Source organism: Paenibacillus sp. MER 180 (assembly GCF_023713665.1).
Classification (GTDB): Bacteria; Bacillota; Bacilli; order Paenibacillales; family Paenibacillaceae; genus Paenibacillus_B; species Paenibacillus_B suaedae.
The window spans coordinates 342151-362110 of record NZ_JAMAVT010000001.1; the positions used below are offsets into that span (position 1 = coordinate 342151).

A 19960-nucleotide genomic window follows, 5' to 3' on the forward strand; every position below is an offset into this window, starting at 1 on the left:
CAGAAGTCAATACGCCCCGTTGCATTTCTATCAACCTTTCGATATGCTAAAGATAACTATCTTCATCTATGAAAAGGAATGTTTCGACATGCAGGATTGGATTGACTATTGTTTTGACAAACAAGGCGCTCGTCTAACCTACCCGTTCGGTGACGAAATTCCCGTATTTCGTGTAGGCGGCAAAATGTTTGCTTTGTTCCGTGAAACGGACGGTTCTCCAAGTGTTACGTTGAAGTGTGACCCCTTCCGTGCCGAGTCCCTGCGCGAGCAATTCGCCGAGATCACACCGGGTTATCACATGAACAAGCGACATTGGAACACGGTGGCGCTCAATGGCAGCTTAAGTGATCAAGATATTCAGATGCTCATTGACCACTCTTATGATCTCGTCTTTAAGTCTCTGACGAGAGAAGAGAAAGCCATCATTACCGCAAATCAATTGATGGGGCGAGTGTAGGTGATCATTCGCCTTTACGGTTCGGAGGACGTCAAGGTTCTACATGGATGACGTCTTTTTGCGGACAAATAAGACAAGGGATGTGCCAAGCGGCACATCCCTTGTCTTATTTTCAAGAGAATAAGATTGCTAATCCCAACACAAGGATACGAGCAGCATTCATCAGAATGAAGTTCTTCACGGCCAGTACAAAGGTATGTTCCTTCGTCTGCTTCGTTATGAATTTCTTCATATTTCTTCGTACAGGAATGAACGTCGCCACAATAAGCAGCAACAGCAAGGGGTGCACCCCGATGGCAAAGAGGACAATGACGTCCAGGTACGCCGCCACATACAACCATTGGAACAACATCAGTGCGCTCGGCTTCCCGATATATACGGGCAGTGTATACCGCTTGTTCGCCAGATCATCCTCAATGTCGCAAATATTATTGGCCAACATAATATTCGCTATGCTCAGAACAGCTGGAATCGATATCGCGAACACCAATAGCACTTCTATTAGATTGATATCGAGATGAGCCATCCGGAAGTCAATCGCCAGTGATACAAGTTGTTCCTTGTCTACATGTATGTATGTAGAAATGAAAATGATAACGAACCCCATAAACAATCCGGAGAACAACTCGCCAAGCGGCATTCGTGATATCGCAATCGGACCCAGCGAATAGAGGAAACCTACAAGGAATGACAAGCCTCCTAACCCAAGAATAAGAATATCCGTCTGCAGCACCAAGGCAACCCCAGAACTTATGGCCGTTACAAGAAGCGTCGCAATGACCCCGACTACCGTTGACTCCTTAAGTCCATAGGATACAATCGCATTGTGTACTTCATAACCATATCCGTGTGTTTTAATCGCCTTTTTGTAATCAATATAATTATTAATGGCCGTGGTCGCCATGTCGAAAGACAATAATGAGGCGAACATAAGTAGAAATGGAACTAGCCGAAATTCATGAAATCGATATAGCGCGTATAACGTTCCGATGAAGAACGGTATCATGCTCGCTACTTTCGTTTGGATTTCAGCTAACCTAAAAAATTGCCCAACCTTCACCTCGTTACCCCCATGTTTCGCAAATAAATTGGTGTACCGCCACTGTTCTCGAACCCACATAAAAATATATCAAAATCCGCCTTCCTCGGATAGCGGATGATATATTCTACCTCATAAAGTGTCGTATTCTAGCGAAAACCCGCGAATTCACGAGTAATTAGAGCTAAAAACACTCTATCCTACTTAAAATTAGAATTATTTCCTAACAATCGTTATGAATGGTTATTCTGTGCTGTTCGTAAACGATGCATTACAAAACGGAGCGAGCGTGCGCTAGAACGAGAAATTCGGATCTCCCTATTGCTTATATACCACGGTTCATACCAACTTGCACATTCACTTCTGTTGTACACAAATCCTTTAAAATTGAGGAATAATGTGGGTTTTACCCCCTTTGAAGGGCGCACAATTGTGACAGTATTGGTACACTTGATGGTCTTAGAGGCAATTATGAACAAATTTCAAAAACGGCGATTTTGGCGGAAATTCAATGATATTTATCACTTTTTCGGCTTTTGGGCTTAATTTGGGCAGGAAAACTTGATCCTTATATGGATATCTATGTCAACTAAGGATCACTATGTCATTTGTAATTCAGAGTGCTTCCTAATAAGATATAGCATGGTTACAATATCCCGATTTCCTACTATATATAAAGCCAACCAACAGAGAAAGGGGTACCTTGATGAAAAAGAAAGGGTTGTTATTCACCTTATTCGCAGCTCTTCTTGTCCTCTTGACCGGTTGTGATTCATTAGATGTTTTGAATCCGAAAGGTCCTCAGGCCAAGACGCAGTCCGACGTCATTATTTTCTCCATGATTATGATGGCAGGAATTTTGTTCGTCGTGTACGCACTTTATATTTTCATGTTAACGAAGTATCGCGCTTCAAAATCAGCACCTGATTATGAGCCTCCTCATGAGGAAGGAAGCAAGTGGCTGGAGATTACGTGGACGTTAATTCCGGTCATTATTGTAACCGTGCTATCTGTTGTGACGATTCGCTCTACTGTTGCAGTAGAATCGCCTCCAGAAGGCTATGACAATCAGAAGCCACTCGTTATCTATGCCGCATCTTCGAACTTCAAATGGCATTTCAGCTATCCAGAAGAAGGCATTGAAACGGTGAACTATCTGAATATCCCTACGGATCGCCCAATCGAGTTCCGTCTCTATTCTTACGGACCGATTACAAGCTTCTGGGTACCGCAGCTTGGCGGTCAGAAGTACGCGATGAGCGACATGGTGACGACGCTTCACCTTGCAGCTGATCATGAAGGTTCATTTATGGGTAAAAACTCGAACTTCAGCGGTAAAGGCTTTGCACACATGCAATTCGAAGTGCTCGCAATGTCCCCTACCAAGTACACAGAGTGGGTAAAAGAAGTGAAGGGTACCGCTTCTGAATTGACAGAAGAGGAATTCAACTCCTTGCTGAAGACCGAATTTGTGGGACGGAAATCTTATTCCTCCACACACTTGACATTCAGACCAGCACCAGAGGGCGAACATGGCGGCCACAATCATGGTGGATCGTCTCATGACGACTCTCATAAGGAATCGGATAAAGAAATGGACCACTCGAAAACGGATCACTCGAAAATGGAACATTCCAACGATGAACACCAAGAGATGGATCATTCTCAACATGGCAACTAGATTGAACAAGAAAGGAGTAATTTGAGACTATGAAATGGGACGAATTTTTCGTTACCGGCGAACCGATGATTTATGGCGCTATGGCCAGCATCGTGCTCGTGACGATAGCCATCATCTTCAGCTTGACCTATTTCAAAAAATGGGGCTATCTGTGGCGGGAATGGCTGACAACCGTTGACCATAAGAAAATCGGTATCATGTACATCCTGAGTGCCCTGGTCATGCTGTTCCGCGGCGGTATGGACGCTCTGATGATGCGTACGCAGCTGGCTGCACCTGATATGAAGTTCTTGGATGCCCAGCACTATAATGAAGTATTTACAACGCACGGCGTTATTATGATTCTCTTTATGGCGATGCCATTTATTATCGGCTTGATGAACGTAGTTATACCGCTCCAAATCGGGGCACGCGACGTCGCATTCCCTCGCCTGAACGCAGTCAGCTTCTGGCTGTTCTTCTGGGGAGCAATGCTGTTCAACATCTCGTTCGTTATCGGGGGCTCCCCGGATGCGGGCTGGACATCTTACTTCCCGCTTGCAGGTCCTGAGCTTGCACCGAAGATCGGGAATAACTTCTATGCGATCGCTTTGCAGATTGCAGGTCTTGGTACTTTGATGACAGGTGTCAACTTCATCGTTACGATCTTGAGAATGCGCGCACCTGGCATGACATTGATGAAAATGCCAATGTTCACGTGGTCGGTTCTGATCACGAACGTTATCATTTTGTTCGCATTCCCTGTATTGACTGTAGCGCTTGCGCTTATGACATTCGACCGCATGTTCGGTTCTCAGTTCTTCTCGATGGCCAACGGCGGTATGGATATGCTCTGGGCCAACCTGTTCTGGGTATGGGGACATCCTGAGGTATATATCGTTATCTTGCCGGCCTTCGGTATATATAGTGAAATTATCTCAACGTTCTCTCGCAAGAACTTGTACGGTTACAAATCGATGGTTGTCAGTATGGTTGCCATCTCGCTCTTGTCCTTCCTCGTGTGGGCGCATCACTTCTACACGATGGGTCACGGCGCAATGGTTAACGGATTCTTCTCCGTTAGTACGATGGCGATCTCGATTCCGACCGGGGTTAAGATATTTAACTGGCTGTTCACCCTGCGAAAGGGTAAGATACAGTTCACAACACCGATGCTGTACTCCCTTGCCTTCATTCCAATCTTCACGATTGGTGGCGTAACGGGCGTTATGCTTGCAATGGCAAGTGCTGACTATCAGTATCACAATACGATGTTCTTGGTTGCTCACTTCCACTACGTATTGATTCCAGGTACCGTATTTGCGGTTATCGCAGGTATGTACTACTGGTTCCCTAAATTGTTCGGCTTCCGCCTGAACGAGCGTCTTGGTAAGATCAGCTTCTGGTTCATCGCTATCTTCTTCAACGTGACATTCCTGCCATTGTTCTTCTTGGGACTGAAAGGTATGACACGCCGTATGTACACGTACTCTGCAGAGACTGGCTTCGGCCCTCTCAACTTGCTTGCAACAATCGGTTCTGTCGGTCTTGCTATCGGCTTTGCGATTCTCGTGTACAACATTTACTGGAGCTTCCGCTACCAGCCAAGAGATACAACGAGCGATCCGTGGGATGCACGCTCGCTTGAATGGGCAACGCACAGTCCGGTGCCTGAATATAACTTTGCTATCGTTCCAAAGGTGAAGAGCCTTGATGCCTTCTGGCTCTGGAAAAAGAACAAGCAACCATTGTTCGAAGGCGAGCTTGAAGAAATTCATATGCCGAACAATAACGGCCAGCCGTTCATTCTCGGTGTAATCTTCTTCTTCTGGGGATTCTTCATGGTATTTATGTGGTGGACACCTGCCATTATCACAAGCTTCCTCATTCTGATTATGCTTGCAGTACGTTCCTTTGAACGGGATCATGGCCGCCATATCTCGGTGAAGGAAATCAAAAAGACGGAACAACAATTGCGGGGTGATAGAGCATGAAGATCGATAATACGCTGCCGCTAGAATATCAGACAGAGGAGAACCGTAACCGAATCTTCGGCTTCTGGCTGTTCCTCGGCGCGGAGATTGTACTCTTCGCGACTTTGTTCGCCGTTTACTTTACACTGTGGACTCGTACGGGCAACGGCCCGTCTGCAAAAGAAATCTTTGAAATCAAGCCTGTATTGCTGGAGACATTCCTGCTCTTAACGAGTAGCTTCACTTGCGGACTTGCGATTCACAGTATGCGCATGAAGCTGAAGAAGCCAGCCATGGTCTTCTTCGGAATCACGCTGCTGCTCGGCTTAGGCTTCCTGGGCGTTGAGATTTTCGAATTCGTCACTTACGTGCATGAAGGTGCAACACTGCAAACTTCTGCCTTCCTATCCAGCTTGTTCGTCTTGCTTGGAACACACGGTGCGCACGTAACGATGGGTCTTCTGTGGGGATCCGGATTGATGATGCAAATCAAGCGTGAAGGATTTACACATGATACAGCGAACAAGTCGTTCATCTTCTCGCTGTACTGGCACTTCCTTGACGTAGTATGGATCTTTATCTTCAGCTTCGTATACTTGAAAGGAATGATGTGATATGAAACAACTATTCCCGATACGTCATGTAATGGGTTATGTCTTCTCTCTCGTCCTTTCTGTCGTTGCGTTAGCCGTCATTGTATGGGATATGTCATTCACAACAGGACTTACAATCTTGATCATCTGCGCAGCTATCCAGGCTGCCGTGCAATTGTTCCTGTTCATGCATATCGATGAAGATAAGACAACGAAAACAGCCAACTATACGAATATTCTGTACGCATTATTCGTAGCTCTCGTAACATTGTTCGGTACATTGTTCACGATGATCTGGGGTTACTTGTAAGAAGAACGAAGAGGCTATCCTTGAAGTCGCAAGACTTCGGGATAGCCTCTTTTTATATGTGCTGTATTCTGGTTGTCATCGTATAAGTACAACCTAACCGTTCAACATAAGAGCATCCACGTCCTAGAGTGGTTGCTTGGACCTTATGACTAGTATGGAACGTTGGTGCCTGTATGAAGAATAAATTCGTTATGCAGCGACCATGCCTTTTGCTTGCATTGCGGAGCGTGATTGCTCGTCAGCTGGATGATAGCCCTTTTCCATCAATTCTTTGATATACATTTTGTTGTAGATAAAAGAGAAGATAATTCCCGGAATCCACGCTCCAATCCCCAACGTGAATAATCCGAATAGAAACGAGCAAATAAACATAATGCACGCCCACTTCAAATCGCCTCTGAACAGTGCTGGGAAAAACGCGAAGAAGAGGGTTGTCCAACTGAAGCCCAGCTTTGCATTCTTTAATCCACCTGCAGCATTTTTCAAGGTAATCATCATCTTTACAATTTCCCCTTTCCATGATTTACATATAAAAGGAATAATTATAGGTAAAAAGTATGATTTTGTCGATATTTTGTTTTTTACATAAAACTTTATCGATTATTGCGCTAAATAAGAAAAATTAGGTACCAAGATGTATAGAAGCAGCATCTGGCTGCAAATCGAAGATGCTTTCGTACTATCACTTCCCCTACATCGATAATTAGAACTATAACGTTACTAATTCTGGAGTTCACTGTTTGTCGTTGTTCTGATCAGTGAAGAGGCTATCCTGAAGGTAACAAGAACTCAGGATAGCCTCATCATTGTAATAATCTACTTCTTTGCCAAGAAGGCATCGATTTGACGCTGCAGCTCCTGCTGAATCCGCTTGAGGGAAGGCCCTGCCTCAGCCTCGAACTTCTTCAGTGTCTCCTCAGGATCGAGGACGCCATTAAACAACGCAGGATAGTACTTCGCTTCGACCGTATTATATTGGCTAAGGTCATTCTGTACAGCAGAGGAATCAAATTCAAATCCCGTCAGAATATCCTTCGTGAAGCTGTCTGCATCGCGGAGTACAGCATCGAAGTGTTCGTACGTTTTGTCTGCTTCCACATCTGTCCGCTCATCGATTGGATTCCATACCCATACATAGCCGAATTGCGAATACCCCTTCGTATCGAGCAATTTGAATTCTTTGTCGCCAAGAGCTTCCCAATGTTTCCCTTGTATCCCGTAGGACAGCAGATCATAATTTTCCTTCTGATTCGCCCAATCCATAAACATGACAGCGCGTTCCTTATTTTTGCTTACCTTCGGAACGGCGAGGAAGTTCCACTGCTTGAAGTTCGAGATATTTGCCCCTTTGGTCGGATCGAAGAAGGTCACGGTCTCCAGATCACCGTTCGGAACATTGCTCTTGAACTGTTGATCGAAGGAGAGTCCTGTACCGAACGATCCCTTCGTCACGATAGCGGCTTTCCCGCTCATGAAAGGCTGAATGAAATCCTTCGCAGTCAAAATATCCTTGTATACGAGGCCATCTTTATACATCTGTCTGGCCTCCTTCAACCATGCCATAATCGGTTCCTTATCCTCGAACAGATTGAATACCTTGCCATCATTATTTTTGTAGTATAAGGTCAGACTGCTTCCGAGTGCATGGGTAAACCGCGCATGCGTAATGTAATCATGAAGACTGCGCTGGCCGACAATCGAATACGTCTGCTGCCCGGTAGTTCCTGCCGCCGTAAACGGCGCAATGCCCGGCTCCTTATCCTTCACCTTGTAAGCAAAATCAATTAACTCCTTATAGGTCTTGATAGGCGACACACCCAGCTTCTCACGAATATCCTTGCGCACGACATAAGCGTTGCCCGCCATGTAGACTAATCCAAGCGGCACTGCCATGATTTTGCCGTCATACTTGTTCGCATCCCACATTTGCTGTGGACGCTTCTCTAACACGTTCTTGCCATACTGCTTGAGCAGATCATCTAGCGGCTCATAGTAGCCGTCTGCAATCATTTGATTGATATGCAGCCATGGTGCATCGAAGATCAGATCGATATTTTCACCAGAAGCAAGGGTCACCTGTGTCTTCTGTCCCAAGTCAGCCCACGGCACGAATACGATGTCCAGCTTGACGTTAATCGTATCCTTCATCCGCTTTTCTGCTTCAGCAATGACAAGATCCATATCTGGCGGACGGTCTCCCGGGATCATAATCTTCAATGTAACCGGTTCCAATTTACTGCCTGACGACTCGCTCCCCTTCGAGGCATCCGTGCTGGACGATCCTTCCGTCCCTTTCGAGCAGCCCACAATCAGAGACAAGGACAATAGCAACACAAGCGAGATCTTCCACCAGCGTTTCATTTTCATTTCTTCGTCCCCCCTACAACAAGATATGAATTAGCCTTTCACGGATCCTAATGTCATGCCTTTAATGAAATATTTCTGTACAAATGGATATACGAACACAATCGGCCCAATTGTGATGCAGACAATAGCAAGCTGCATGCCGTAGGTTGGGACGACAATATTGTATTCCGTCCTGCTCCCGGCTACGTATGCCATGGCATTCAAGTTAGACATCAGCTGCCTGATCATCATCTGCAGCGGATGAAGCTTATAGTTATCAATAAATAGCAGCGACAAGTACCAGTCATTCCAATATTGCAGCGCATAGAACAGAGCAACCGTTGCAATGACCGGCAAGGAAATCGGCCATATGACACGGAAGAAGATACGAATGTCATTGGCCCCATCCACAGTGGCTGCTTCGTTCAACTCATAAGGCAGAGACCGATAATAGGACACAAGGATGAAGGCATAGAACGGGTTAAGCAGGTATGGCAGGACAAGAGCCCATAAAGAGTCTTTCAGATTAAGCCAGTTTGCAATGAGCATGTAGAATCCTACAAGTCCTGCGCCGAACAGCATCGTGAAGAAGGTCAGGAAGGACAGAATATTCCGATATTTCACCTTCGGATGACTCAGCACGTATGCATAGGAAGCTGTAAGGAGAACGCCAAGCACCGTTCCGGTAATGGTGACAAATAACGTGACACCATAGCTCCGGAAGACCTGCTCTCCGGACAAGAGCATGGCGTACGCATCTAAGCTGAAGGACGTGGGGAACAACTGATATCCAGCAGTCTGGATATAGGATTCGTTCGCAAAGGAATTGATCAACACAATCCAAAACGGGATGAAGCAAATCAGGGCAAAACCAATTAGAAAACCATATACAATGACAAGAAACAATCGTTCACGCATGTTCATCACACCTTAGAACAATCTAGAATCTGGGTCAACCTTCCGTGTCAACCAATTGAAAAAAACAACGGCGATGAGTCCCATAAGAGACTGATAGAGGATAATCGCAGAGGACATGCTGAAGTTGCCCATCTGCCGCAGCGCGCGATATGCATACGTATCAATGACATCCGTCGTTGGGAATAATACGCCAACATCTCCAATAATGGCGTATATCATACCAAAATCCCCGTAGAATATTCGGCCGATGCCAATCAGCGTCATAATGATGATGATCGGACGCAATAGCGGAAGCGTGATATACATGATTTGCTGGAAGCGGCTCGCCCCTTCCATTTTGGCACATTCATAATATTCAGAAGAAATACTCGTAATCGATGCCAGAAAGATAATGGAGTTGTATCCCGCTACCTTCCATACGTACACGAAGGTTAGAATATACGGCCATACTCCAGGGGATAGATACCAATCCACCCCTTCAAAGCCAAGCGCCGTCAATGCCTGATTCATCATTCCTTCTGTTGAGCTGAACATCGTCTGCACCATCATGCTGACAACGAGCCAAGAAATGAAGTAGGGCAGAAAGACAAATGATTGCGCGGTCTTCTTGAACCACTTGCCTGTGACCTCATTCAACAGAATGGCGAGCACAACTGCTGTCCCAAGACCGAACACAAGAAATAATCCGTTCAGAAATACGGTGTTCCATGTGACGCGCAGCCAGTCATTGCCTTGAAAGAAGAACTCGAAGTTCTGGAAGCCTATCCACTCACTGCCGAACAGTCCATCGGCAAGCCGGTATCTCTGGAAAGCCAGCAAGTGCCCCAGCATTGGCATATAAGCAAAGAGAAGCAGAAACAGCAGCCCTGGCAGAGCGAGTAAGTATAGGTATCGATTCTCCCTTATCTCATAAACAAATCCATGGCCTCCTCTTTTTGTACGTCGCAAAGCCTCCCCTCCTCACTATTCACGATCTATGTGTGGAACCATTGAGTAATAGGGTCATCGTAGCAGTTCACCTATGGATCTCACTAGTTCTCATTGGCCGAATCAGGTTCTGCTGTGGTATATGTCAGGGTTCTTATTTTGCCGATTTGGCTTCTATTTGCGTTTACGGCTCATTCCCTCCGCTAACCACTTGCCTCTTGCACCTGCTCCAGTCGGTACTGTGCTGGTGTCATCCCTGTTGATTTTTTGAAGGCGGTGAAGAAGTGGCTCTTGGTCTGGAAGCCTGCCTGCTGTGAAATATCTGCAACACTCAAATCGGAATGCAGCAGCAATTCCTTCACCATTTCGATACGCCTATTGAGTATGTACTGAGACATGGAGTATCCATAATGATCGAGAAATAGCTGGCGCACGTATTTGGCGGAGAGTGCAATATGGTCTGCGATATCATCGACGGACAGTGCTGGATCGTGAATATGATATTGAATATATTCGACCACCTCTTGAACGATCTTCCCCTTGCGATTCAAGCTCTTCTGATTACCAAGCAGCGACATGATACGGACTATCTCTTCCTTCATCCACATATGGATATCCTCCAGCTTCGTGAACCTCTTCAGGCGCTGCTCCATCCCCTCCACATTATCAATGGAAGTCAGCTTGCTGAAGGATTTGACGAAAGAGAAGAATAATAGCCGCAGCTGGAACTGACATTCTGAATACCTCATCGTCTGCAATCTTGCAAATAATTGCTCCAGGAGGTTCAAGGATTGCTCTTCCTTGCCGCTCCGAATAGACTGGATGAGCTGATCCAGCAATATATCATCCGGCTGACAGTGCAAATCTGCGTATCGTTCATACTCCTGCTCCGTATAAATACGATCCTCGCCGCTAACGAACTTGAACAATGTCACCTCACATAGCTCATCATAGACAACACGCATATCATCGCGAACATGCTTGGCTGCACTATAAGCAACAGTGATGTTCATCTGCACATGCTCCTTAGCCTGACGACGGAGCTCCGTTAATTGCTCCATCACATCATCTGCAGGTTCGGCAACTCCAATCAGAAGCAGCAGGTGATCACCGCCAAAGTCGACTACTTCGATCGTTCGGCTCTCGCTGCCTAGAAGTTCTTCCGCAATATTGCCAACTGCATACTTGAGCAGCTTCCGGGACATAAAGTCATATTGCTCCGCAATGTCATAGAAGCCATCAATCTTCACGACAGACAGCCTTATCCATTCGTGTTGAAGAATCCTCGATTCACGAGCAAGCGCTGCCCGCGTGCTGTCTCCCAATCTGCCCTGAAGAATCCATTGACGCAGGTATTCCGTCTTGATAAGGGGGGAATGATCGCGCAGCAGCGTGACACTCTGCTGAATCGCATCGTAATCACTGACAGCATGAACTCCAAGCTTCCCGTGAACCTGATTCGCCAGTCTTCGGAAGGGCTTGAAGAAGAGATGTGAATTCCAAAATACAACGATGAGCAGGACAACTAGCAGAAGTACCGAGTACAGCACGATCGTCTGCTGAAAAGTCGTCGCCTGCTGCCGGAATTGCTTCATTCCCGAGAGCGAATATAGGGTCCAGCCTTGCGCTTCTAAGTCGATATAGTTGATGTACAGTCTCTCCCCCTCGGTCTTGAGTTCGAGAGCACCATGTTTATCATTCGATCTGGACTGAATAACCTCAGGCATAATTGACTCGTTGATTGCGCCAAGCACCTGTCTCCCCGACCGGTCTAATAACGCGACTTGATAATCCGGATCAGCGTCTCCCGCGATGAGGTACTGCTCCATTGCACGCTTATTCAACAATACTACGAGATAGCCATACTGCTCCTTACGGATATAGGAGGACGGAAGCAATAAGCCTATGTAGGATTTGTTTCCTACTTCATGATGAAAATATTGCAATAGAGTGGGAGCCCCTTGCTTCACTTTCTCGAGAATCGTATGGTCGGAGAATTCCTGAAAGTCGATCAGCCCTACATTGAAATCAATCACTTTTTCTCTGCGCATATTCAATAAGTAAGCGCCTTCAAAAAAGGGTTCTTTCGATAGGTACTTGGATAGGGTTTGGAGTGCTGCTGCATCCTGCAGTGGATCATCTTGATTCGAATACATCCAGTTCTGAATGGTCTGATCCCCATACATAGTCAGGCCATACCCTTTCAGCTTCGACAGAATAAATTCCGTCCGCTCCCTCGTCTCCTCAATTCTCTCCCGATTCATCGTACCTAACTGCACAGTGGCATAATCTGAGAAACGCTGAACAAGAAACAAGGAGAACGGAATAATGATGAGGGTGATAAATATGCCACTCCATACAAAAATGCGCAAATACGTAGATTTGAACATAACCGTAAACTGCCCCCTCCTCGACGATCTGAACAGACAGTTGTCTGAAAACTTATGAGTACTATCTTAGCCGAACCTCCCCGCAATTGCCTAGTTCTCGATCTTCCGTCAAGTTCTCTTTCGCCCAATTTCCATGTGTCCAAGCTATATTCTCGCCTATTGATCGTGGTCGAATCCTTGACCTGTTGCCTTCCCCTTTCCAGATTCGTCCTGTAATATAGGATGTATATACCTATTTGGAGGGAGATCCTTGAAGATCCTAAAGTGGTTAAACTATGTTTTGGCCGCCGCCGTATTGTTGACAGCCGCCGTCTTCCTCTTCCGTCCCAAAATTGGTTTAGAGTCCGATATTACCATCCGGATTAACCATGCAGAGGCAGAACTAAACGGTAAACCCATATTTCAGTCGGGACGCATATACGTGCCGATGTTTTCACTTGGCCATTATTTATCCTTTTTCACCTGGATGGATAGTTCCAACGATTCCTTTCGCGTGCTTGTTCCCGGACAAGAGGTCATAATGAAGGTAGGGGAATCTCAAGTCAAATCCTTCGGTAAAACGATACAGCTTGAGGGAGCCCCGATTATACATAACAACGCGCTGTATGTTCCGCTTCAGCTGTTCTCTTCCGTATTGCAAGTACCGATGTCTTGGGAAAGCAGGACTGGCACCGTGGATATTACGTATAACACGCCGTATATATTCGCAAAAGAGAAGGGTGCTGCATTTTGGTTTCGCAAAAGTATAGGTGACCTGTATATGAGTACAGGCAATAAGCCATTTTTACTTAAAAATATAAACTTGGAAACTTCGGATACCAGCATATTGACTGCATCCCAGATCAGTAATGACAGCTATATGCTGCAAATCGAAGATGACTCTACTAGGAGATATGTTATCTATAAAGCGATCATCCATCATCATGAAGTTGCGACTTCGTCCATAGTCGGTTACGAGAGAAACGGAACTAATCTTAAAAGCATTGAAAAAGCCGGAGACTTATGGATCATGATCGACAACAGCACCTTAAAGCTCGCCGATACGGACGGAACAATCAAGACATCCTATTCTGCACAGGAGATTTTCGGAGAGAACGATACGTTTACGGTGGAGGAAGCCTTCGACGATTACTTGCTCGTGCGCCCATCCACACAGAAAATCCAGTATCTCTTCAATAGGAGGACCAAAGAATCGATAGCTTTATACAAGCACCTCCTGACTGGCGAAGAAAAAGCATCGATCGACTCCGCATTGACCAATGGATTGAACAAGCAGGGCGACAGTCTTTACTTTGAGAGTATAAAGGGAGATATGCTCTATTTTACTCGGCGGATCGCTGGCGCGACTCCGAGCTCTTATACATATCAACTGAAGCAGTAGGACAAGAGCCTCAGGACTGACCTCATTTGGGTCAGGCATCCCAGTGAACCTGCTTCCCGGTCATGATATTACACAGGCACAATCCGTTCTAACGGATATGGGAGGGTTCTCAAGAAGCGCTTCGTTCACAGCTCCTGGAGGAGAACAGGGGATTAGTATGGCGGTCGTCAATGCGCTCTCATCCAACCTTTCTGTGGAGATTCGCCGTGAAGGAAGAGTATTCCGCCAAGATTATAAGCGGGGTATTCCACAAGGAAGATTACGGACAATCGGTATTACTCAAGATACAGGAACGAGCATTACATTCCTGCCAGACAATAAGCTTTTCCGCTTGGCAATTGAATACGACATACTAGCTGCACGCTTTAGGCATGAGGCTGGCCAAGAATCCATTTACACATCTTGTACTGTTGCAGTCTATAAAGGAATCTTGGCCCCCCCCGTTGGGCTGCTGTCAGCGATCCGGTTAATCAAGCAGCTTCAAACCGACCACGCAGCCAATGATCCCTAATATGCATAACAGGCGAAATGGGCGCTTTGATTCCCGGTATACCAGCATCCCCACCAATGCCGAACCTACCGTACCGACACCTGTCCATACCGCATAAGCGGTCGATAGCGGTATCATCTGCATGGCTCCGATAAGCAATTTAAAGCTGAGGAGGAAAGCGGCAATCATCATCATATTATTTGGCCAATTGTTCTTCTCAGCAACCCGTTTAATACCGATGACACCGATGACTTCAAGCAGCCCTGCCGCAATTAATGCTATCCACGCCATCTCAGTTCCCCTCCTTCCCACTCGTCAGCTTCAAGCCCATTATGAACAGCAGAAGCAGCAGTATGATTCCGATTTTGAGCGGATTAAACGTATTAGACATAACCGCTTCTACAACGACCGTTCCAACAGTCCCAATACCTGCAAATACGGCGTACGTTGTCCCGATTGGGATGACCGCAGCAGCACGGATAATAAGGTCAAAACTAAGCAGCAGCGCTACAAGAACAACTAGCGGTGGAATCTGCTCGTACTTGAAGCCGCTTGCCCACACGATCTCTAAGGTTCCTCCTACCACAATGTACAGCCACGCACGATTGACTGAGATTACCTTGCTCTTCTTGGCAGCAGCTTCCGCCTCCGCGGGCTTTAATGGAGGGCTCTCATTCATTGCACTCTCTCCCTTTCTTCTTATGGCGTTCTACTTGTGACCTTCTACTACTTCAATTGCCTCTTCTTCTTGCCACAACAGTTTCCTATATATACCATTATATAATTATCCTCTACTACGATTATCTCGAAATTAAGTAACTAAATTTTCAATAAATGCGGTGAAATATAGCCCGATCGAGTCTTGTCTGCTTTTTCGCATCCACATACAATGACCTAGTATTGCAACCTAGCCCCTGTTTTTAGAGGAGGAACATCATAGTATGAAAACAAACAACAGACTTAGCCATATGTTTTGGCGATGGCATTTCTATGCGGGGTTGTTCATTGCCCCCCTGCTGATTACGTTATCGCTTAGCGGAATTGGATATCTGTTCAAATCGGAAATTGAGGATATCGCATACAAATCACTTTACTTTGGACAGAGCACCAACACCCAGACCTTAACAACAAGTCAAGCGATTGCCGCTGCGGAGCAAGCGTACCCGGGGGAACGAGTGACGAAGGTCAGTTACTTCGATGATGAATCGCGCAACACCAGATTCTCCATGCGTGATGAAGCTGGTCAAGAAAGATATGTATTTGTAGATCGTAACAAACAACTCGTTGGAAGCATCCTTGCCGACGATACTTTTGGCAATATAACTCGGAATTTGCATAGTTCATTGCTAGTGGGTGGAACCGCCGTTAACTACTTGGTGGAACTAGCGGCGTGCTGGGCAGTATTTCTGATCATCTCTGGCCTATATATGGGTTGGAAAAAGAGAGCGTCTGCCACTGGAACGAAGCGTGAGAAGGCGAAATCAAGGCATACCGTTTTCGGTATTATATTCACCATACCGTTGCTTATTCTTATCGTTACAGGGCTGCCTTGGTCTGGCTTCATGGGTAATCAGATCTATCAACTGGCGGCAAGCAATGAATCGATCGGGTATCCGAAGCTGTATGTGAGCCCGCCGCAATCCGAAGCGCAGGAGCTGCCATGGGCTACTAGAAAGGAGAAAGCTCCGCAATCCTCATCCGGCTATCTGCCACTCTCTGTAGACGATATCGAGCATATGCTCCATCATTACGGAGTGACCAAGCCTTTCGTCTTGAGCCTGCCAGCAGATGAGAAAGACGTCTACACGGCATCTAAATCCGCAGGATCAGGCATTACCGGAATGGATGTTATCAAGCCTAGCGAGGAAATAACAGCTTACTTCGATCAATATAGCGGCACACAGATTCATAAGATCGACTACCGTGATTACGGACTTATCGCCCAGTGGTTCACTTATGGGATTCCTTTGCATGAAGGGCATCTATTCGGTTGGCCGAACCAGATCCTATGCCTGCTGACGGTAATTGCACTGCTTGCCATTGTATACTGGGGAGTTAAAATGTGGTGGATGCGCAGACCTCGCGGAAGACTTGCAGTACCTCCAAGACAGCCGTACACGAAATCAATGATCGGCTTCTATGTCATTTTAATCATTCTCGGTCTGCTCATGCCGCTGCTTGGCATGTCCCTGCTTGTGATTGCACTTATTGAATTGGTACGCTTCCTGTTATTCCGAGGAAAATCAGCGAAATCCGTAACCGGTTAATTGAAAATTAGAAAAGGGGGCAGGCCTCGGCCTTCCCCTTTCTTTGCTCTACCCGGTTACAATAAAATAATCGTCCTGCCGCACACGTATGATATAATCCCCACAAACCTAATGTAAAGGAAGTGGTATTTCATGACTCTCTCTATAATGGGGGTTATGGCTCTATTATTATTCTACGCCTCATTGACAATAGGCGTTATTATCCTAATCAGCAAACGAGCAAATAACCCCAATCGTAAACTCGCTCTCCTCACGCTAACCATTACATGTGCGATTTTGCTCAATGAATTGATATCCAAGTTCTTATATGGACAGCGAATTAATCTATTTACAATATTTTTATTAATCATCTTAGCTGCCTCTTGTTCTATACAATTCAGAAAGAAAAATTAAGGGAGAGCGTACTTCATCATCACCTTATCCCTTGACTCGCCTACGCATCACCTGATGCAGAACTTCTGAAAAAATGATTCCGATCGCGATAGCGCCCGATATCATCGACGCCTTGAAGGCAAGTTGAATCGCCTGATCGTACTGATCTTCTACAATATTTCGCATCGCATCATATGCTATGCCACCGGGTACAAGCGGAATGACACCGGCAACGTTGAACACAATAATCGGGGTGCGATACAGCTTAGCGAACAAATGACTCATCATCGCAATGACGAATGATGCGGCCAAGCTCGCAGGAATAGGGCCAATATTATTGTCCGTGCACAGAATATATACGAACCAGCCTGCCATGCCGACAAATCCACATTGAAGCATCAGCTTAGGCGGACTGTTGAATAGAATTCCGAACGCAGCCGAAGCAACGAAGCTCACAATGAGCTGCTCAATCATAACCAAGTGCCTCCCTCAGTCTATATGTCCATCGTGTTGAGTTCTAAATCCACTACTTAATTGCGATCCTAGGCAAATGACAAGACACAAGCGACTCCTGCTCCAATCGCGAAGGCAGTCAAAAATGCTTCCGCTCCCTTCGAGATCCCAGATACTAAGTGTCCCGCCATCAAATCACGAACTGCATTCGTAATGAGCAGCCCAGGAACAAGCGGCATCACCGATCCGATGATGATCTTATCGAGATCACGACCTAGACCATACTGAACACAGAAATAGGATACCGTTCCGACTACAATCGATGCTAGAAATTCAGAGAAAAACTTAATCCGCGATAAGCGATGGAAATACAGAAAGAGTGAAAATCCAAGCCCGCCAGCAAGCAGCGAGGGAATGAACTCAGGCCATCCGCCCCGGAACATAATCGTAAAGCAGCCGCTCGACAGCATCGCAGCAGCAATCTGCAGCCATATGGGGTAAGCCAGATTGGAGACCTCAATTTTTTTCAGCAAACGATGAGCCTCTGTATAGGACAAGCTGCCGCTGCTGATCTTCCGTGAAATATCATTGACGAGCGTCACCTTCTTCAGATCCGTCGACCGCTCAGAGATTCGGTACAAGCGTGTAATTGGTGCTGAACCATCTATTGCGAAAATAATACCTGTAGGTGTCACGAAGCTGTGGCAATTCTCGTATCCATAGGAAGCAGCAATACGTATCATGGTATCTTCCACCCGACTCGTCTCTCCGCCGCTCTGCAGCATAATCTTCCCGGCTAATAAGCACAGCTGTGTAATTTCATAGCTCTCATTTGCTTGTAGGCTCATCCGATGTCTCCCCTATGAATGGCATGAATTTCCCATATTGTAACCGACAGTACAATCTTTAGTCTATGCCTGCTGATTATGCGTCTATTCGCGAGATTTGTGGTTGGATCCCTTACGGTTGAACGACACCCCAAAAAGGCCCATTGAGTCTTCAATGAGCCTTACCATGCCGTTGAGCTCAAGCAGCGGACTCAAGCCTCAACGCCTAGTTTTGTTAAGCGCCTCCGTTATCACCTCGCGGTAGCACGTAAACGGGACAGCGTGGGTGCTGCAGCGATTACTCCGTTGCTCGATGGATTCTTCGAAACTGCTGGCAGTATCGTCTCGAATGTCGTCTGATACGTATTGCTGTATGCCGCGATTTGCCCTCCATGAGCCTCGATAATACTTTTCGTTATCGCCAGCCCGAGCCCCGTACCGCCTGTCTCCTTGGAACGAGACTGCTCCACACGATAGAATCGGTCGAAGATGAATGGCAGATCCCGCTCCGGTATCGGATCCCCGTAATTGATAATGCGAATAACCGCCTGTTCGTCCAGCGACTGGATCTCAATATCGATATATCGCCCCTTGCGGCCATATTGAATTGCGTTTGACAATAAATTCTCATAAGCTCGAACGAGCCTGTCGCCATCTGCCAGTACCTTGAGCGTGTCCTTCTCTACATGCAGCCTGCATTCCAAGCCTGCCTTCTCCAGACTCGGTACGAATTCCTCCACTAATTGACGGATGAAGCTCGTAATGTGCAGTTCCTGTACTTGAAGCGGAAGTCCGTTATTGATGCGTGTGTACTCGAACAAATCATCGATTAGTTTTTTCAAGTCGAGCGCTTTTTCATAGGCAATGTTGACATAATAACGAATCTCCACCTCGTCATGATAACGATCCTTCTCAATAAGCTCAAGGAAGCCGAGGATCGATGTTAGCGGTGTGCGCAAATCATGCGATACCCCTGTAATGAGATCGCTCTTTGTTTTCTCCGCCTTCCGTTCTTCCTCAATCGATTGGCTTAACTGTCGACTCATTTGGTTAATGCTCTCCGCGACATTGCCCAGCATTTGAGCTGATCTTACTGGTATTTCATGCTGGAGCTCACCCGTGGCGATTTCACCCAGTCCATGAGTAATCTCTTGTAGGTAGCTGCCCAACTCAGTCGCTACACCATTGATCCTTTGTGCAATATCGCCTAGTTCGTCCGACGAATCTATTTGGATATTCACAGCGAAGTTCCCGTTCGCCATCTCCTGTAGCCCATTCGAGATATTCGTGAATTGACTTACTATAGGGCGACTCAGCTGATAGTAGCTAAATATAAATAATAGGCATCCCGACATGACAAACACGGGCTGGGAGCCGATATTATTGATCACCCATTTCAGCGCTATATTATACGGACTGTGCTGCAGCAAGTAAGAGGCCAGCAGCTGTCCGAGCAGTAAAAAAATACCCGTGGCACCGATACTCGCAATAAATGTAATCAGGAATTTCCATCGAATCGAATTCAGCCATTTCTTCGTCATGTTTCGCTTCTCCATA

Annotated in this window: 19 protein-coding genes; 8 read left to right on the forward strand and 11 right to left on the reverse strand. The window is 46.3% G+C overall.

Annotation, left to right across the window (positions count from 1 at the left end; all coding sequences use genetic code 11):
* Positions 1-88 precede the first annotated feature (88 nt).
* On the forward strand, positions 89-457 hold the full coding sequence (locus tag M3661_RS01405) for an MmcQ/YjbR family DNA-binding protein (protein ID WP_065292355.1): 369 nt from the start codon (positions 89-91) through the stop codon (positions 455-457).
* 112 nt (positions 458-569) lie between these two features.
* Here M3661_RS01405 and M3661_RS01410 read toward each other — a convergent pair whose 3' ends face one another.
* Positions 570-1517, reverse strand: a complete 948-nt coding sequence (locus M3661_RS01410; protein WP_251481577.1) for a prenyltransferase — start codon at positions 1515-1517, stop codon at positions 570-572.
* Between the two features lie 685 nt (positions 1518-2202).
* Between M3661_RS01410 and qoxA the strand changes: the two genes are divergently transcribed.
* The 4 genes from qoxA to qoxD are packed head-to-tail and all read left to right on the forward strand — an operon-like array spanning position 2203 to position 6032.
* The gene (gene qoxA / locus M3661_RS01415; RefSeq protein ID WP_251481579.1) at positions 2203-3177 is read left to right on the forward strand and encodes a cytochrome aa3 quinol oxidase subunit II; all 975 of its coding nucleotides are present in this window, start codon (positions 2203-2205) and stop codon (positions 3175-3177) included.
* 29 nt (positions 3178-3206) lie between these two features.
* Complete coding sequence (qoxB, locus tag M3661_RS01420; protein ID WP_021257345.1) at positions 3207-5150, forward strand: cytochrome aa3 quinol oxidase subunit I; 1944 nt, start codon at positions 3207-3209, stop codon at positions 5148-5150.
* Complete coding sequence (gene qoxC, locus M3661_RS01425) at positions 5147-5743, forward strand: cytochrome aa3 quinol oxidase subunit III (RefSeq protein ID WP_021257346.1); 597 nt, start codon at positions 5147-5149, stop codon at positions 5741-5743. Before qoxB ends, qoxC begins: the two co-directional genes overlap by 4 nt.
* A 1-nt stretch (position 5744) precedes the next feature.
* On the forward strand, positions 5745-6032 hold the full coding sequence (gene qoxD / locus M3661_RS01430; protein WP_005545125.1) for a cytochrome aa3 quinol oxidase subunit IV: 288 nt from the start codon (positions 5745-5747) through the stop codon (positions 6030-6032).
* A gap of 189 nt (positions 6033-6221) precedes the next feature.
* On the opposite strand, the gene M3661_RS01435 is transcribed toward qoxD, so the two are convergent.
* The 5 genes from M3661_RS01435 to M3661_RS01455 all read right to left on the reverse strand — a co-directional run bounded on the left by M3661_RS01435 (position 6222) and on the right by M3661_RS01455 (position 12613).
* Positions 6222-6530 (reverse strand): hypothetical protein, encoded by a 309-nt coding sequence (locus tag M3661_RS01435; RefSeq protein ID WP_065292333.1) that lies wholly within the window; start codon positions 6528-6530, stop codon positions 6222-6224.
* 318 nt (positions 6531-6848) lie between these two features.
* A complete protein-coding gene (locus M3661_RS01440) occupies positions 6849-8399 on the reverse strand; it encodes an extracellular solute-binding protein (RefSeq protein WP_251481581.1) in 1551 nt (516 codons plus the stop codon).
* A 30-nt stretch (positions 8400-8429) separates the two neighbouring features.
* Positions 8430-9296, reverse strand: a complete 867-nt coding sequence (locus tag M3661_RS01445) for a carbohydrate ABC transporter permease (RefSeq protein ID WP_251481583.1) — start codon at positions 9294-9296, stop codon at positions 8430-8432.
* A gap of 12 nt (positions 9297-9308) precedes the next feature.
* Entirely contained in the window at positions 9309-10244 is a 936-nt protein-coding gene (locus M3661_RS01450) for an ABC transporter permease (RefSeq protein WP_251481585.1), read from the reverse strand.
* A 182-nt stretch (positions 10245-10426) separates the two neighbouring features.
* Positions 10427-12613 carry a helix-turn-helix transcriptional regulator gene (locus M3661_RS01455; RefSeq protein WP_065292330.1) on the reverse strand — a complete coding sequence of 729 codons (2187 nt, stop codon included), beginning with the start codon at positions 12611-12613 and terminating at the stop codon, positions 10427-10429.
* 250 nt (positions 12614-12863) lie between these two features.
* Here M3661_RS01455 and M3661_RS01460 point away from each other — a divergent pair, with 250 nt between their 5' ends.
* Positions 12864-13994 (forward strand): stalk domain-containing protein, encoded by a 1131-nt coding sequence (locus tag M3661_RS01460; RefSeq protein WP_251481587.1) that lies wholly within the window; start codon positions 12864-12866, stop codon positions 13992-13994.
* Between the two features lie 157 nt (positions 13995-14151).
* Positions 14152-14505: a hypothetical protein gene (locus M3661_RS01465; protein ID WP_251481589.1), complete on the forward strand. Its 354-nt coding sequence runs from the start codon at positions 14152-14154 to the stop codon at positions 14503-14505.
* Here the strand turns inward: M3661_RS01465 and M3661_RS01470 are convergent.
* Together M3661_RS01470 and M3661_RS01475 are read right to left on the reverse strand one after the other, a co-directional pair.
* Positions 14461-14775, reverse strand: a complete 315-nt coding sequence (locus tag M3661_RS01470) for a DMT family transporter (protein ID WP_065292327.1) — start codon at positions 14773-14775, stop codon at positions 14461-14463. The two genes, M3661_RS01465 and M3661_RS01470, sit on opposite strands and share 45 nt — an antisense overlap.
* A 1-nt stretch (position 14776) precedes the next feature.
* Positions 14777-15163, reverse strand: coding sequence for a DMT family transporter (locus tag M3661_RS01475; protein WP_251481590.1), 387 nt, complete (start codon positions 15161-15163; stop codon positions 14777-14779).
* Positions 15164-15425: 262 nt separating this feature from the next.
* Here M3661_RS01475 and M3661_RS01480 point away from each other — a divergent pair, with 262 nt between their 5' ends.
* On the forward strand, positions 15426-16751 hold the full coding sequence (locus M3661_RS01480; protein WP_251481592.1) for a PepSY-associated TM helix domain-containing protein: 1326 nt from the start codon (positions 15426-15428) through the stop codon (positions 16749-16751).
* Between the two features lie 417 nt (positions 16752-17168).
* On the opposite strand, the gene M3661_RS01485 is transcribed toward M3661_RS01480, so the two are convergent.
* The 3 genes from M3661_RS01485 to M3661_RS01495 all read right to left on the reverse strand — a co-directional run bounded on the left by M3661_RS01485 (position 17169) and on the right by M3661_RS01495 (position 19944).
* Positions 17169-17597, reverse strand: coding sequence for a threonine/serine exporter family protein (locus M3661_RS01485; protein ID WP_021257356.1), 429 nt, complete (start codon positions 17595-17597; stop codon positions 17169-17171).
* Positions 17598-17665: 68 nt separating this feature from the next.
* Positions 17666-18424 carry a threonine/serine exporter family protein gene (locus tag M3661_RS01490; RefSeq protein WP_065292324.1) on the reverse strand — a complete coding sequence of 253 codons (759 nt, stop codon included), beginning with the start codon at positions 18422-18424 and terminating at the stop codon, positions 17666-17668.
* A 230-nt stretch (positions 18425-18654) separates the two neighbouring features.
* Entirely contained in the window at positions 18655-19944 is a 1290-nt protein-coding gene (locus tag M3661_RS01495) for a sensor histidine kinase (RefSeq protein WP_251481593.1), read from the reverse strand.
* Positions 19945-19960 lie beyond the last annotated feature (16 nt).